General features: G+C 41.9%; 16 protein-coding genes. 1 reads left to right on the forward strand and 15 read right to left on the reverse strand.

The features are described 5' to 3' along the window. Positions 1-21: 21 nt before the first annotated feature. The 14 genes from atpB to prfA all read right to left on the reverse strand — a co-directional run bounded on the left by atpB (position 22) and on the right by prfA (position 11,224). Positions 22-756, reverse strand: a complete 735-nt coding sequence (gene atpB, locus NSQ17_RS17545; RefSeq protein WP_007497637.1) for a F0F1 ATP synthase subunit A — start codon at positions 754-756, stop codon at positions 22-24. Positions 757-763: 7 nt separating this feature from the next. After that, positions 764-1,147 carry an ATP synthase subunit I gene (locus NSQ17_RS17550; protein WP_007497639.1) on the reverse strand — a complete coding sequence of 128 codons (384 nt, stop codon included), beginning with the start codon at positions 1,145-1,147 and terminating at the stop codon, positions 764-766. 498 nt (positions 1,148-1,645) lie between these two features. Next, positions 1,646-2,275 carry a uracil phosphoribosyltransferase gene (gene upp / locus NSQ17_RS17555; RefSeq protein ID WP_003214553.1) on the reverse strand — a complete coding sequence of 210 codons (630 nt, stop codon included), beginning with the start codon at positions 2,273-2,275 and terminating at the stop codon, positions 1,646-1,648. 147 nt (positions 2,276-2,422) lie between these two features. Next, entirely contained in the window at positions 2,423-3,670 is a 1,248-nt protein-coding gene (gene glyA / locus NSQ17_RS17560; RefSeq protein WP_024718755.1) for a serine hydroxymethyltransferase, read from the reverse strand. 177 nt (positions 3,671-3,847) lie between these two features. Then, entirely contained in the window at positions 3,848-4,387 is a 540-nt protein-coding gene (locus NSQ17_RS17565; RefSeq protein ID WP_024718756.1) for a TIGR01440 family protein, read from the reverse strand. A 12-nt stretch (positions 4,388-4,399) separates the two neighbouring features. Beyond that, positions 4,400-4,849, reverse strand: a complete 450-nt coding sequence (gene rpiB / locus NSQ17_RS17570; protein ID WP_003214714.1) for a ribose 5-phosphate isomerase B — start codon at positions 4,847-4,849, stop codon at positions 4,400-4,402. 141 nt (positions 4,850-4,990) lie between these two features. Continuing rightward, entirely contained in the window at positions 4,991-5,449 is a 459-nt protein-coding gene (locus tag NSQ17_RS17575; RefSeq protein WP_017360042.1) for a low molecular weight protein arginine phosphatase, read from the reverse strand. A gap of 63 nt (positions 5,450-5,512) precedes the next feature. Continuing rightward, complete coding sequence (locus NSQ17_RS17580) at positions 5,513-6,067, reverse strand: manganese efflux pump MntP family protein (RefSeq protein WP_342467640.1); 555 nt, start codon at positions 6,065-6,067, stop codon at positions 5,513-5,515. A gap of 60 nt (positions 6,068-6,127) precedes the next feature. Further along, positions 6,128-7,180 carry an L-threonylcarbamoyladenylate synthase gene (locus NSQ17_RS17585; RefSeq protein WP_081105462.1) on the reverse strand — a complete coding sequence of 351 codons (1,053 nt, stop codon included), beginning with the start codon at positions 7,178-7,180 and terminating at the stop codon, positions 6,128-6,130. A gap of 161 nt (positions 7,181-7,341) precedes the next feature. Further along, positions 7,342-7,785, reverse strand: coding sequence for a general stress acyl- n-acyltransferase (locus NSQ17_RS17590; protein WP_007497650.1), 444 nt, complete (start codon positions 7,783-7,785; stop codon positions 7,342-7,344). Positions 7,786-7,848: 63 nt separating this feature from the next. Further along, the gene (gene spoIIR / locus NSQ17_RS17595; protein ID WP_342467641.1) at positions 7,849-8,499 is read right to left on the reverse strand and encodes a stage II sporulation protein R; all 651 of its coding nucleotides are present in this window, start codon (positions 8,497-8,499) and stop codon (positions 7,849-7,851) included. A 163-nt stretch (positions 8,500-8,662) separates the two neighbouring features. Then, positions 8,663-9,160, reverse strand: coding sequence for a hypothetical protein (locus NSQ17_RS17600; protein ID WP_008343418.1), 498 nt, complete (start codon positions 9,158-9,160; stop codon positions 8,663-8,665). A 119-nt stretch (positions 9,161-9,279) separates the two neighbouring features. Further along, positions 9,280-10,167: a peptide chain release factor N(5)-glutamine methyltransferase gene (gene prmC, locus NSQ17_RS17605; RefSeq protein ID WP_342467642.1), complete on the reverse strand. Its 888-nt coding sequence runs from the start codon at positions 10,165-10,167 to the stop codon at positions 9,280-9,282. After that, positions 10,157-11,224, reverse strand: a complete 1,068-nt coding sequence (gene prfA, locus NSQ17_RS17610) for a peptide chain release factor 1 (protein WP_008343422.1) — start codon at positions 11,222-11,224, stop codon at positions 10,157-10,159. The genes prmC and prfA overlap by 11 nt, the downstream gene beginning before the upstream one ends. 210 nt (positions 11,225-11,434) lie before the next feature. On the opposite strand from prfA, the gene racA reads away from it, so the two are divergent. After that, positions 11,435-11,986: a chromosome-anchoring protein RacA gene (gene racA, locus NSQ17_RS17615; protein WP_096881967.1), complete on the forward strand. Its 552-nt coding sequence runs from the start codon at positions 11,435-11,437 to the stop codon at positions 11,984-11,986. A 34-nt stretch (positions 11,987-12,020) separates the two neighbouring features. On the opposite strand, the gene NSQ17_RS17620 is transcribed toward racA, so the two are convergent. After that, the gene (locus tag NSQ17_RS17620) at positions 12,021-12,977 is read right to left on the reverse strand and encodes an AEC family transporter (protein ID WP_007497662.1); all 957 of its coding nucleotides are present in this window, start codon (positions 12,975-12,977) and stop codon (positions 12,021-12,023) included. Positions 12,978-13,024: the final 47 nt, after the last annotated feature.

Raw genomic sequence — 13,024 nt, forward strand, 5'->3', positions numbered from 1 at the left:
CCTTTTTGGACTCTCAATTTTTTAGTGTTCGTCGCTGACTTTATGGGAGATATACACCATTGTCAGCATGGTGAAGATAAATGCCTGGATGGTTCCGACAAACAAACTGAATGCCTGCCATACAATCATCGGCACGATGGCACCTAATGTACCAATGATACCTAGTGCAAGGTTTTGCGAATAGAAATTAGTCGCAAGTCCTGCAAGTAAACCAAGAAGAATCTCTCCAGCGAAAATATTTCCATAAAGACGCAAACCAAGTGTTAATGTGTTTGCAAATTCTTCAATAATTTTCAGCGGTACTAAAAGTGGGATTGGTCTAAAGTAGTCTTTTGTATATTCCTTGACTCCTTTTGCTTTAACACCATAGTAGTGTGTCAATCCCATGACCATAACCGCTAGTGTCATTGTGATTGCAGGATCAGCAGTTGGTGATTTCCACCATAAGTTGTGATCGACCGTAATCGAGAATGGCAGTCCAAGCATGTTTGAAACAAATATGTACATGAGTAATGTAACGCCAAGCGCTAGAAATGGGGCTCCTGTTTTCATGTCCATCGAACTACCTATGATATTTCGAACAAAATCAACAATCCATTCCATGAAGTTCTGCGCCTTTGTCGGACGAATAGCCAGAACACGAGTAGTCAGCACCGCTATGAGAAGAACGATGATACTAGCAATCGTAATCATGAGAACATTGGATAAGTTGAACGTTAACCCTAAAAATTCTGTAGTTTTTGAACTGTGACCCAAAGAGTATTCACCTCTCTTCCATAGTAGAACGTTTAAGTTGAATGAAGGAATCTATCATAATGACAGGATATATTGTCATTAATCCTATAACAACACCTGCCAGATGAACTTCGTTAGGGTAACGCCAAGCAATCGCTACTGCGAGAATTGCGTTGGCCCACCTGGCTGTACTTCCCATTGAACGAATAGATTTTCCTTTTTTAACTGCTCGATCAAAAGCATGCATTCTCCGAATAAGCAGGAATAAATTAAAGAAAGCAAAAATTGTGCCGATAATGAAACCAAGAAACAGTGGTTTAAAACCAGGCATGGCATAGCCAAACACAAAAATTGCCAATAAATAGAACATATATTTACTCTGTCTGCGGAAAATGACGTTTGGATCGTTCATTCATCTGACTCCCGATGAAAAATATTGTAAAAAAGGTGATAAATGGTGATGAAAACTGCGTAGAAGACGCTTATGATAAGCCGTCCTATTTGAAAAAAATCAATCACCCATCGGTCTAATTGTGCAATCAGACTTGAAATCTTTAGATCTATGGGATTCTGCTTCATTCGCTGATACAAACCCTGATTATTAAAGGGTTCACAATGAGGATTAGTAGAGTGCTATAGGCTATGAAAACCTTACCATAATACCCTCGTTTAGCATACAATAGCGTCTATGATGTGTCAATCCGTTGAAAGTTAAAAAACTTTTCTATAATGAGAGAGCACACAAAATGTTCACAATTTCATCAAACTTTAGGAGAGTTGTGACATTCATTCAAAAAAACTGCTAATGTTCAGTATACATTGATTTTTCTAAGAACGATATCAACCGTTTGTCATATTTTTCAAAAAAGCCCACATGCACGTTTGCATGTGGGCTTTTCATGAATCTTTCTTATTTTGTTCCATACATACGGTCACCAGCATCACCAAGACCTGGGATGATGTAACCTTTTTCGTTTAACTTCTCATCTAATGCCGCAATGTAGATATCAACATCTGGATGATGTTTTTGCATTTCTTCTACACCTTCTGGCGCAGCAATCAGACACATGAAGCGGATGTTTTTCGCACCGCGTTTTTTCAAGCTGTTTAATGCTTCTACAGCTGATCCGCCCGTTGCAAGCATTGGGTCTACTACGATAAATTCACGCTCTTCCACATCAGATGGAAGCTTCACATAATATTCAACAGGCTTTAATGTCTTCGGATCACGGTATAAACCGACATGTCCCACTTTGGCAGCTGGAATGAGTTTCAAAATCCCGTCTACCATTCCAAGACCTGCTCTTAAAATCGGCACAACTCCGAGTTTTTTACCTGAGATCACGTTTGATTTAGCGACTTGTACAGGTGTTTCTACATCTACCTCTTCAAGCGGTAAGTCTCTTGTGATTTCAAATGCCATTAATGTTGCGACTTCATCCACTAGCTCTCTAAATTCTTTTGTTCCTGTATGAACGTCACGAATATATGTAAGTTTGTGCTGAATAAGCGGGTGATCAAATACATAAACCTTTGCCATTGCTTGCTACAACTCCTTTTCTGTCATCTTCCGGTGAACTTTGCACACTTCCTACAATTCTACATAAAAAGACATCATCTTTCAATATGATTCGCAAATCCTACAAAAAAAACCCACATGCCAAAAATAGGCAAATGGGTCTGCATCTTAATAATCTAATTCTTGATATAGAGGGAAACGAGCTGTCAGATCAGATACACGCTTTTTCGCCTCTTCTAATTTCGCTTCATCTTCATGATGTTTCAGAGCAAGCGCAATAATGGAACCGACTTCTTTCATCGCTTCTTGATCGAAGCCACGGCTTGTCACTGCTGCTGTACCTACACGTACACCACTTGTAACAAATGGTTTCTCTGGATCATATGGAATTGCATTTTTGTTCACCGTGATACCAATTTCATCAAGAACGTTTTCTGCAATTTTTCCTGTAATGCCAAGAGAGCGCAAGTCGATGAGAACAAGATGGTTATCTGTTCCACCAGATACAAGCTGAATATCCTCAGATAAAAGTGTTTCAGCTAGTTGTTTTGCGTTATCAATCACGTTTTGTGCATATGTTTTGAAATCTCCGTTCAATACTTCACCGAAAGAAACAGCTTTTGCAGAGATCACATGCATGAGTGGTCCACCTTGAATACCAGGGAAGATCGATTTGTCGATCTTTTTACCAAACTCTTCACGGCATAGAATCATTCCGCCGCGAGGTCCGCGCAATGTTTTGTGAGTTGTCGTTGTCACAAAATCAGCGTAAGGAACTGGATTTGGATGAAGACCTGCTGCAACAAGACCCGCGATGTGAGCCATGTCCACCATAAAGTAAGCACCGACTTCATCGGCAATTTCACGGAACTTTTTGAAATCAATTTGACGTGGGTAAGCACTTGCCCCCGCTACGATTAGTTTCGGCTTATGCTCACGTGCTTTTTCAAGTACATCTTGGTAGTCGATATGTTGTGTTTCTTTATCTACACCGTATTCTACAAAGTTGTACTGTACGCCGCTAAAGTTTACAGGGCTTCCATGTGTTAAATGCCCGCCATGTGATAAGTTCATGCCTAGCACTGTATCGCCATGCTCAAGGATTGTAAAGTATACGGCCATATTCGCTTGAGCTCCTGAGTGAGGCTGTACGTTCACATACTCAGCGCCAAAAATTTCTTTTGCGCGGTCACGTGCGATATCTTCTACAACGTCTACATGTTCACAGCCGCCATAGTAGCGTTTACCAGGGTAACCTTCTGCATATTTGTTTGTTAAGACAGAGCCCTGTGCTTCCATGACTGCTTCGCTTACGAAGTTTTCTGATGCAATTAATTCGATTTTGTCCTGCTGGCGTTTCCGCTCTAGTTGAATTGCTTTGAATACTTGTGCGTCTTGCTCAGGTAAATGTTTCATCAGCGAAATCCTCTCCAATCTATTTCCATTCGATGTTTTCACCATCTCATTGTACACGGTTTTTGAGTAAAATGTAAAAGTTTTTTTTGGAAAACCGACTTCTTTTTTATGAAAACCCGAATATTCAAGGGGTGGAGCGTCTTCATCATTCAACATTATATTAGAAATATATCCGAACTATGATCTTGTATAAACGGCTCGTTCTCCGCCAATCAGCTTTGGACGAGTTTTTGCAAACGTCACATGTGCTTGTCCTAATTGATGACGACTGAGACGGACCGGTACGGCTACCCGCTTTAAGTGCATACCGATTAATGTATCACCGATATCAATCCCTGCATGCGCTGAAATGGATTCAACCAGCACAGGGTGTTCCATTTGCTGATACGCATGCGCCGCCATAGAACCACCCGCCTGACGGACAGGTACAGCCGCTACAATTTCTAAGTTAAGCCGGTACGCCACCTCTTCTTCCACAACGAGGGCACGATTCAAATGCTCGCAGCATTGGAAGGCCAATTCAATTCCTGTCTCGCGTCTCAGTTGATCGAGCTCTTGATAAATAGCTTCAGCAATTTGCTCACTTCCCGCTGTCCCAATGTGCTCGCCAGCCACTTCTGACGTACTGCAGCCAATCACTAAAATGTGGCCGGCTCGCAGTTCAACTGTTTGATGAAACTCTTTTAACATTTCAAGCCAATCTTGACCAATGTTCATGTTAAGCGCTCCTTACAGGTGCTTTTCTTCGTAATCAGCGATTTTACCAATCCGCACAGCATGACGTCCTGCAGTAAATTCTGTTGTCAGCCAAATGTGAGCAATCTCTCTTGCCAATCCTGGTCCAATGACTCGTTCTCCCATCGCAAGAACATTTGTATCGTTATGTTCTCTCGTCGCCTTTGCACTGAATGTATCATGCGCCAGTGCACAGCGGATGCCTTTCACTTTGTTTGCTGAAATGCTCATTCCGATACCTGTCCCGCAAATCAAAATGCCGCGATCGACTTCCCCGTTTGCCACCATATTGGCTACAGGAAAAGCATAGTCAGGGTAGTCTACAGAACCTGATCCACATTCACAACCCATATCAATGTATTCAATCTTTAATTCATCCATTAGTTGTTTGATTTCTTCACGAATATTCGTTCCGCCGTGATCGGATGCAATGGCTACTTTCATCGGGCAATTCCTCCTAAGGGTGAGTTAATCTGTCATGTCTTACATTCATTCTTTATTTACAGTTATATTTTAACCTCTACCTAGTCATTTGCAAACAAAAGCAGAAAAACCGTTTGCGCAACGGTTTTACAGGTTGTCCATTTATGAGGATTTGTGATCCTGTTTAAGCTTTTTAGCAAGTTGATACAATAGCGTCTCTAGTTCATCTCGTGTCTCCTGATAAATGGAGAGACTCCCTCCAAATGGATCCGACACGTCACCTTCTGATCCTGTCGCAAATTCTTTTAGAGTGAAGACCTTGTCTTTCACATGAGCATATTGCTCCACAATCAACTGCTTATGCTGAATCGTCATGGTGAAGACATAATCTGCTTCATGAAGAAGTTCTTCTGTTAGTTTAGACGACGAGTGATTCAGTGGAATGCTTTTCTCAAATAATGCTTCGACTGCTTGAGGAGAAGCCTTCCCTGCATCAGAGGCGAAGATGCCCGCTGATTTTACAGTGACCTGTAAGCCTTTTTCATCTGCAATGGAGGAAAAAAGGGCTTGAGCCATCGGACTTCTGCAAGTATTTCCCGTACAAACAAATAAGATATTCATCTTTCGACCTCCTTTTCTTCTATTATATAGCATTTCATTCTACATGTTATGTAAGGAGACTGGCTAGAGCGGAAATAATAATTTGATTCCAAAGGCTAGTAAAATCAATCCGCCAAGCGCCCCGCTGTATGAACCTACCCATGACCGAACCTGTTTACCGAGTAATAATCCAAGCCATGTGAGCATCATACTAAAAAAGCCAAACAATATAATGGTCATCAACACCCGAGAACCGTAAATCCCCAGGCTTAAGCCAACGGAAAAACTATCTAAACTCACACTTGTTGCAAAAAGAACGAGACCGGCCCCAACAGGTGCGATAAATGGCTTATCTTCTTTTCGGATAGAAGCGATGATCATTTGCAGACCTAGCACCAAAAGCAGCGCCCCGCCTATATAGGTTGCTAGGAGCCCAAGCCAGCCAGATAAAAGCTGACCTGTTAGCATGCCAAAAAGAGGCATAAACATATGAAATATCCCAATGACAAGTCCAATATAAAGGATCTGGCGGAATCTCAGCTGAATCATCCCCATGCCGAGTCCAACCGAAAAGGCATCCATTCCAAGTGCAAAAGCCATGATACTGAGTGTGAGCAATTCGCCAGCTAGTTCATTCATGTAAATCCCCCTTGGACACGCATTCTCCTTTAACCTATGTTTGTCCAAGAGAGGTTAGAACTATTTGAATGAAGAGAGAGTGCGCCCTCCTGCCGCTTTTTGCAGACGGTTCATGATCGCAGAACCAACTCCCTGCTCTGAGAAGGCTTCTGAAATGATCAAGTCTACATCCGTTTCATCAAATTGTCTCAGCACACGATATAAGTTTGCCGCAACCGTTTCAGGCTTTTCTCTCCATCCACAGCTAAAGATAACATCTGCCGCAAACCATTCCTTCTTTTCTTCTGTCGTCAGCACACCTACTTTTAGCCCTTCAGCTCGGTACTTCTGAATGTGCAGCTGCATGTCTTCATCACTTCCATGAAATATATACATTTGTGCTTCAGGTGCATAATGTGTGTATTTCATTCCCGGCGATACTGGCGCCTCATCCTTTTTCGTCAGCCCTGGATCCATGTTGACCGTTCCTACGACCTCTTCTAACGCTTCTTTTGTAATACCGCCCGGCCTTAAGATCACTGGAATCTCGTCTATACAGGATACAACCGTTGACTCCACGCCAATACCTGTTGAACCACCATCGACAATGCCAGCAATTTTCCCATCAAGATCACTCGCGACATGATCCGCAAGTGTCGGCGACGGTTTTCCCGAACGGTTGGCACTAGGCGCGGCAATTGGCAGACCAGCTGCTCGGATGAGTTCAAGCGCAACAGGATGATCAGGCATTCTTACGCCTACTGTCGTTAAACCTGCCGTCACCTGCTTTGATAATGTTCCCGGCTTACAAGGTAGAACAATGGTGAGAGCGCCTGGCCAAAAGGCATCCATCAGCGCTGTTACTTTTTCATTTTCTATTTGCGCAAATTCATGAAGCTGTTGAACGTCCGCAATGTGAACAATCAACGGATTATCACTTGGGCGTCCTTTCGCTTCATAAATTTTCTTCACAGCCTCTGTCTCTTTTGCATTTGCCCCTAGTCCATACACCGTTTCTGTCGGAAAAGCGACTACTTCATTCTGCCGCAACAACAGAGCTGCTTGTTCAATTTGTGGATAGTATGTGGATAAATCCTTTTTTAAATCCACAGACCATCTTTTTGTATTTAACATCATACAAACTCCTTTTAAAAAAGATAAAACTGTTGATATATCTCAATTATCCTTTTGAAAGTATAAAAGATGATGCTAAATAAAACAAGCGTTGTCCACAATTTGTGGATAACGCTTGTTTTACAGTGGATAAGTATGTGAATAAGTCCGGTGTTTTGTGATTAACTCGCTGTTTTTTGCAGCACAACCGCCTGCTCTTTTCCCAACGACTCTTTTGCATGCGCAGATACCCACACACTTTCTGGGATTTCCTCTATAGGCGTAAAGCCCATCAGCGCTAAAAAATCATGCGAAGAGGAGTGATTGGCTACAACATAAAAGGTGTCCACACCTTGTTTTTCCCCTAGCGTTTGAACACTTTGGAACAGAGAAACGATATGCCCCTGACCAAGTTTATCTGATATCACAAGTGATCTTAGCAATCCTTCTTGTTCATTTAGTCGTTCAAGACCTAAACAGCCTGCAAGCTCACCGTCTGCATCTTCCATGACCACAAATGACGTACGCTCTGCAATCGTCACCCCGCCTTTTGCTTGGCCTTTTTCAAGAAAAGCATTAATGGCCGGGGCATCTTCTTCTGTCGCTATTCTTAATTGATAATACATGCTTTCACCTCTTTTTGTTCTCTTACTTCAACTCTATGAGGCAAAAACAGATTTAGACCTTTTTTAAGAGAAAAGACTAGAGACCCATTCGAACAGAAAGAATTTCACTTCACCCGTCTCTTCTTCTTTTACCACTTCATTGACAGATTCATTTGATGGCTCTGCGGCTACCTGCTCTTTATCATCTCCTTCTGGTGAGGCGATCGCTTCTCCGTTTGAAAAATCGATAAAGCAGAGAGGTGGGAATAACACACACCACCAATTGGCTCCGTCTCCTTCCCCTAACGTAATCAAAATGGCTTCATATTTCCCAGCAGGATAAACAAAGTTGCCATATAGCTTTGTTGGAAATGAGGCTTTTTGAAAGCTGACCGATACGGATTGATCAATGTGTTGTTCCTTTAATTTTGCTTTGGCAATACGATTGATGTCTGGAAGCTTTGAACGAATCACACGTCTAGCTTCTTCAATGGATGTGAGGTCTTTCACCCACTCCGTTATATTGGCATTGACCTCATCTCGAATACTTCGTTTCACATCTTGATCTGCCGACTGGTCACTGTTGGCTAAAATGCGTAAACGAATGGCTTCATCTGGAATCACAACAGGCTGATTGGCAGAAGCAGCCGCCGTCTCCTCTTTTCCAAGGTTTACAAAAGCACCACATAATAATAGAAACATATAAAGACAAATCATCATTTTACTTTTGAACATAATGTGTTCCCCCCACTTTTTCTCTTCGCTACAAACATTGTGTCCAGGAAACGCATCTCGTAAACAGCAAAAATGATTTTTTTAATAGATTATGAGTAAAAAACAACTACATGAGGTGAGCGAATCAATGTTTTTTCTGCATGCAAAAAAGCCATTCAACAACTTATGAACGGCTTTTTAGTGAGGATTGGTAATCGGACGGGTACAGTCTCCCATCCCAATCTCGGCTGATTTTTAATCCCGAATCTGTTTTGATAACTGTCATTGCACCTTTTTTCTCAATTTCCTTTTTGACCTTTCCTTTATGGTCAATAAATTGAATGATCATTTCATAGTCAAATTCAATCCTGTCATCGCTTTCATCTGAAGGTGTAAACGTAATTTTTTTCAGTTTAATTTGACAATCTTGATCTTTTGCTGCTTCTAATACACTTGGAAACATGCTGTCTTCTGTATATTCTTGATATTCATGCTCGGTTAAATAATCCTTCAACTTCTCCTTCATGTCAGATAGGTCATCCGTCCGATTCACTGTGTATTGTGCTTTTTTATAGTTTTCCCCAAATGCTGCTGCTTCTTTTTTAAAGCTCGGTTTACCGCAAGCACTCACAATCAATAGTACACTGACGATGACCAACACCATCGCATACCTTCTGTTCACACCATTCGCTCCTTCAAAACAAATTTATGTAAAAAATCATGATCAGAATGTTCATTCTTCTATATATACGTTTCCCTTTTACCATAAGTTTCATCTTTACATAATAAAATAGTCCGACTTTATTCAGCCGGACTTCCGTTTTGAATGTGTGCGCAAACCGCTCGATCCTTTCCGTTGATGTCCTTGATGATATGAACATCAGCTGAAGGGAACGCCTGCAAAAGAAGCGCTTTTACATCTTGTGCTTGTGTATGTCCTATTTCAAGGACAACCACTGCTTGCTGATGAAGTACCTTGTGGAGATCACAGGCGATACGCTCATAAAACCACAGGCCATCACGCCCATCTGTCAGCGCATTGACAGGTTCATGCTTTGTGACAACCTCTGATAAACCATCCATTTCTTCTGCCGCAATATAAGGCGGATTGGAAATAAACACATCGACTTTGATGCCTTGAGCCATAATCGGTTCAAGTAAATCCCCTTGGACAAAATGAACGTCTGCACCAAGCGCTTCTTGATTTCGCTTTGCTACTTCAAGTGCTTCATGTGAAATATCCGTCGCTATCACAGTGAGAGATTCTTTTTCAAGAGCTAACGTAATCGCAATTGCACCGCTACCTGTTCCTACATCAACAGCTTTGAGCGGCTGATCATTAGGAAAAACGCGATTCATCATATTCAATGCCGCCAGCACCACTTCCTCCGTTTCAGGACGAGGAATCAGAACGTGTTTGTTTACCTCAAAAGGACGCCCATAAAAAAATTCAACACCCGTTAAATGCTGCACAGGCACTCCACGCTTGTGCTGTGCGACGAACTTGCTGAATTGTGAATCTTGCTCCTCTGGCAGTGGATCATGAAAACGGGCAAGAAGTTCACTTCTGCTCCATCCAAGCACATGCATCAACATTAACTCTGCTGCGTTTTGGTCTCTGCCCGCTTCCGTTAACAAAGAAGAAGCCCATTTAAGGGCTTCAAAGATCGTTCGCTCTTTATTTTGCATTTTGAAGTTTTCTTGCTTGGTCTTCCATAATTAATGCATCAATGACCTCGTCAAGTTTTCCTTCTAAAATTTGATCAAGCTTTTGAATCGTCAATCCGATACGGTGGTCCGTCACGCGGTTTTGCGGGAAATTGTACGTACGGATACGCTCTGAACGATCCCCTGTTCCAACAGCAGATTTACGGGTTTGATCATATTCAGCTTGTGCTTCACGCTGGAATTTATCATAAATTCTCGCACGCAAAACTTTCATCGCTTTTTCTTTGTTTTTGATTTGTGATTTCTCATCCTGACAGGAAACCACTACACCTGTTGGAAGGTGAGTCAAACGAACAGCAGACATTGTGGTGTTAACACTTTGTCCCCCTGGTCCGCTTGATGCGAATGTATCCACACGAATATCTTTTTCGTGGATATCAATTTCAACTTCCTCAGCCTCTGGTAATACAGCAACTGTCGCTGTTGATGTATGAATACGGCCGCCTGACTCAGTTTCAGGAACACGCTGCACGCGGTGTGCACCGTTTTCAAACTTTAGTTTAGAATATGCACCTTTACCGCTAATCATAAAGATGATCTCCTTATAACCGCCAGTTCCAGTGACACTCGCTTCCATGACTTCCGTTTTCCAGCCTTGCATTTCAGCATAACGGCTGTACATACGGTACAGGTTTCCTGCAAACAGCGCAGCCTCTTCTCCGCCCGCTGCACCACGAACCTCCACAATAACGTTCTTATCGTCATTCGGATCTTTGGGGATGAGCAAGATTTTCAGCTCGTCTTCTAAACGTTCTGTTTCCTCTGTGAGCTCTGAAATTTCTTCTTTGACCATGTCGCGCATATCGGCATCGAGCTTATCTTCCAGCATGGCTTTCGCATCACTTAGCTGATCATATGCCGCACGATATTGTCTATATACCTCAACAGTTTCTTGAATATCAGATTGTTCCTTCGAATATTCACGAAGCTTCTTAGGGTCGTTCACCACTTCAGGGTCACTTAAATATTCATTTAGCTTTTCATAGCGTTCTTCAATTGATTTTAAACGGTCTAACATGGTCTTCACCTCTGTTTTGTGCGTAACAGTCTAATTATAGTATAGCGGGGTATGACAGTCAAAAAAATTTCCAAAACAATTGATTTTCTGCAATTTTTCACTAGAAAACACGATCTTTGGCGATTGGTTACTTGTTTTGTCTAACGTGAAGGAACGGATGCTCACGAAAGAGAATGGTACTTGTAATTGAAAAAAGGGAGGGCATTTGGTTTGAATACAAATGAGGTTGCAAAGGAAATTGGTGTATCTTCAAAAACCATTCAGCGCTGGGTCAAACAGCTCAACATCCCTGTCGCCCGGAATGAACTTGGACATTACGAATTTCATGATGACATTGTCCAGCTGCTCAAAGAGGTCCAACACCAAATGAACGAAGGTGTGATTCTCCATGACATTAGACTGCCGATCCATGAAGAAACCGCCCAGCAATTATCACCTGCTGTAGAAACTTCTGACTCATCAAAACGGATAGAAGCCTTAGAAGAACAAGTGAAACAGCTCCTTCAAGAGCAATCACATGTCAGTCATATTGAAGCCCGTTTCCAAGAAATAGAACGGAAACTCGCTAAGAAAGCAGATGAAGGCGTTTCCTACCAGCTCCTCCAGCACAGAAGAGAAATTGAAGAATTAACTGCAAAATTAGAACGCCTCACAGCCACATTGACAAAACCAAAACCATTAAAAGAAGAAGAAAAGGAAAAGGCACACCCCGACATGAAAAAAAAGCGTGTGCTCTTCCCTCTGTTTCATTCATTTCGCTAAGAAAGGCTGCCTATAAGGCAGCCTTTCTACTATATTATACGGTAAGTGCAATAATGATCGGTAATGTAATGAGTGACATGATCGCACTGATCACAAATGCCGATGCTGTTTCTGCTTCCTGTTTCTCAAATCGAGTGGCGATCATGGCCGCAACAGCTGAACCTGGGAAGGCAACAAGCAATACAGCTTTTGTAATTTCATCCGCCGAAAGACCCATAAGAATGGCGATAAAATACATAAGTAACGGTTGTACAGCTACTTTGAGCAATGCGATACTGAAAGCTGGTAAGCTCAGTTTAATTTTGCGGATACCGACTGTGACACCGACTGCAAAGAGCGCAACCCCTGATGTCACACTTCCAATTTCCTCTAGCATTTCATGTCCGATTTCAGGAAGTTTAAATCCTAAAAGAACAAGAATGATACTTGCTAACGGTGCAAGCGCAAGCGGCTCTGATAAACCGTGCAAAATCGCTTTCGTCGTCATTTTTAGGAAACTTTCGCCGTCTTTGGCTTTTCCTTTTGTTTTTTCACCGACAGTTGACACAATAATAGCAATTGGATCAAGCAATGCATTTACAACTATTCCGGTAATAGCAATCGGAATTGCAACTTCTTGAGCCCCAAATAAACTGCCCAAGACCGGAATCCCCATAAATGCAAAGGTCGGTTGTGCTGAGTTTAATGAGAAAACAGATGAATCTGTTAAATCATATTTAAAAGCAAATTTCGTAACTAAAAGGATAATGATATAAAAGCCTACGATTCCGAGAATCAATGCAACGAAAAATGGAATTTGACTATAGAATTTATCTTTTGGTGTTGACAGAATGCTGGCGATAAAGTGCGCTGGCAAAGCATACTTTGTAACAAGTGTACTTACACCTTTTGCAGATTTAGCGTCATAGCTGCCGAAGTTCCCTGCGAACCAACCCAGCGCGATAACGAAAAAAATCGGTGCTAGGAGGATCAAAATATTTAAAAAGTCCATCTTACTATTCCTCCTTGAATCCTTTACATGTTTCTTATTTTATAGCG

It is taken from the genome of Bacillus sp. FSL W8-0629, from assembly GCF_038593225.1.
GTDB lineage: Bacteria > Bacillota > Bacilli > Bacillales > Bacillaceae > Bacillus > Bacillus altitudinis.

Coding starts and splice junctions, on each gene's coding strand:
- upp (WP_003214553.1), bottom strand. CDS start 2,275: ATGGCAAAGGTTTATGTATTTGATCACCCGCTTATTCAGCACAAACTT.
- glyA (WP_024718755.1), bottom strand. CDS start 3,670: ATGAAACATTTACCTGAGCAAGACGCACAAGTATTCAAAGCAATTCAA.
- NSQ17_RS17580 (WP_342467640.1), bottom strand. CDS start 6,067: ATGAATGAACTAGCTGGCGAATTGCTCACACTCAGTATCATGGCTTTT.
- NSQ17_RS17565 (WP_024718756.1), bottom strand. CDS start 4,387: ATGAACATTGGTCAAGATTGGCTTGAAATGTTAAAAGAGTTTCATCAA.
- NSQ17_RS17575 (WP_017360042.1), bottom strand. CDS start 5,449: ATGAATATCTTATTTGTTTGTACGGGAAATACTTGCAGAAGTCCGATG.
- prmC (WP_342467642.1), bottom strand. CDS start 10,167: ATGCAAAATAAAGAGCGAACGATCTTTGAAGCCCTTAAATGGGCTTCT.
- spoIIR (WP_342467641.1), bottom strand. CDS start 8,499: ATGTTCAAAAGTAAAATGATGATTTGTCTTTATATGTTTCTATTATTA.
- prfA (WP_008343422.1), bottom strand. CDS start 11,224: ATGTTAGACCGTTTAAAATCAATTGAAGAACGCTATGAAAAGCTAAAT.
- rpiB (WP_003214714.1), bottom strand. CDS start 4,849: ATGAAAGTAGCCATTGCATCCGATCACGGCGGAACGAATATTCGTGAA.
- NSQ17_RS17550 (WP_007497639.1), bottom strand. CDS start 1,147: ATGAACGATCCAAACGTCATTTTCCGCAGACAGAGTAAATATATGTTC.
- NSQ17_RS17620 (WP_007497662.1), bottom strand. CDS start 12,977: ATGGACTTTTTAAATATTTTGATCCTCCTAGCACCGATTTTTTTCGTT.
- NSQ17_RS17585 (WP_081105462.1), bottom strand. CDS start 7,180: ATGTTAAATACAAAAAGATGGTCTGTGGATTTAAAAAAGGATTTATCC.
- NSQ17_RS17590 (WP_007497650.1), bottom strand. CDS start 7,785: ATGTATTATCAATTAAGAATAGCGACAGAAGAAGATGCCCCGGCCATT.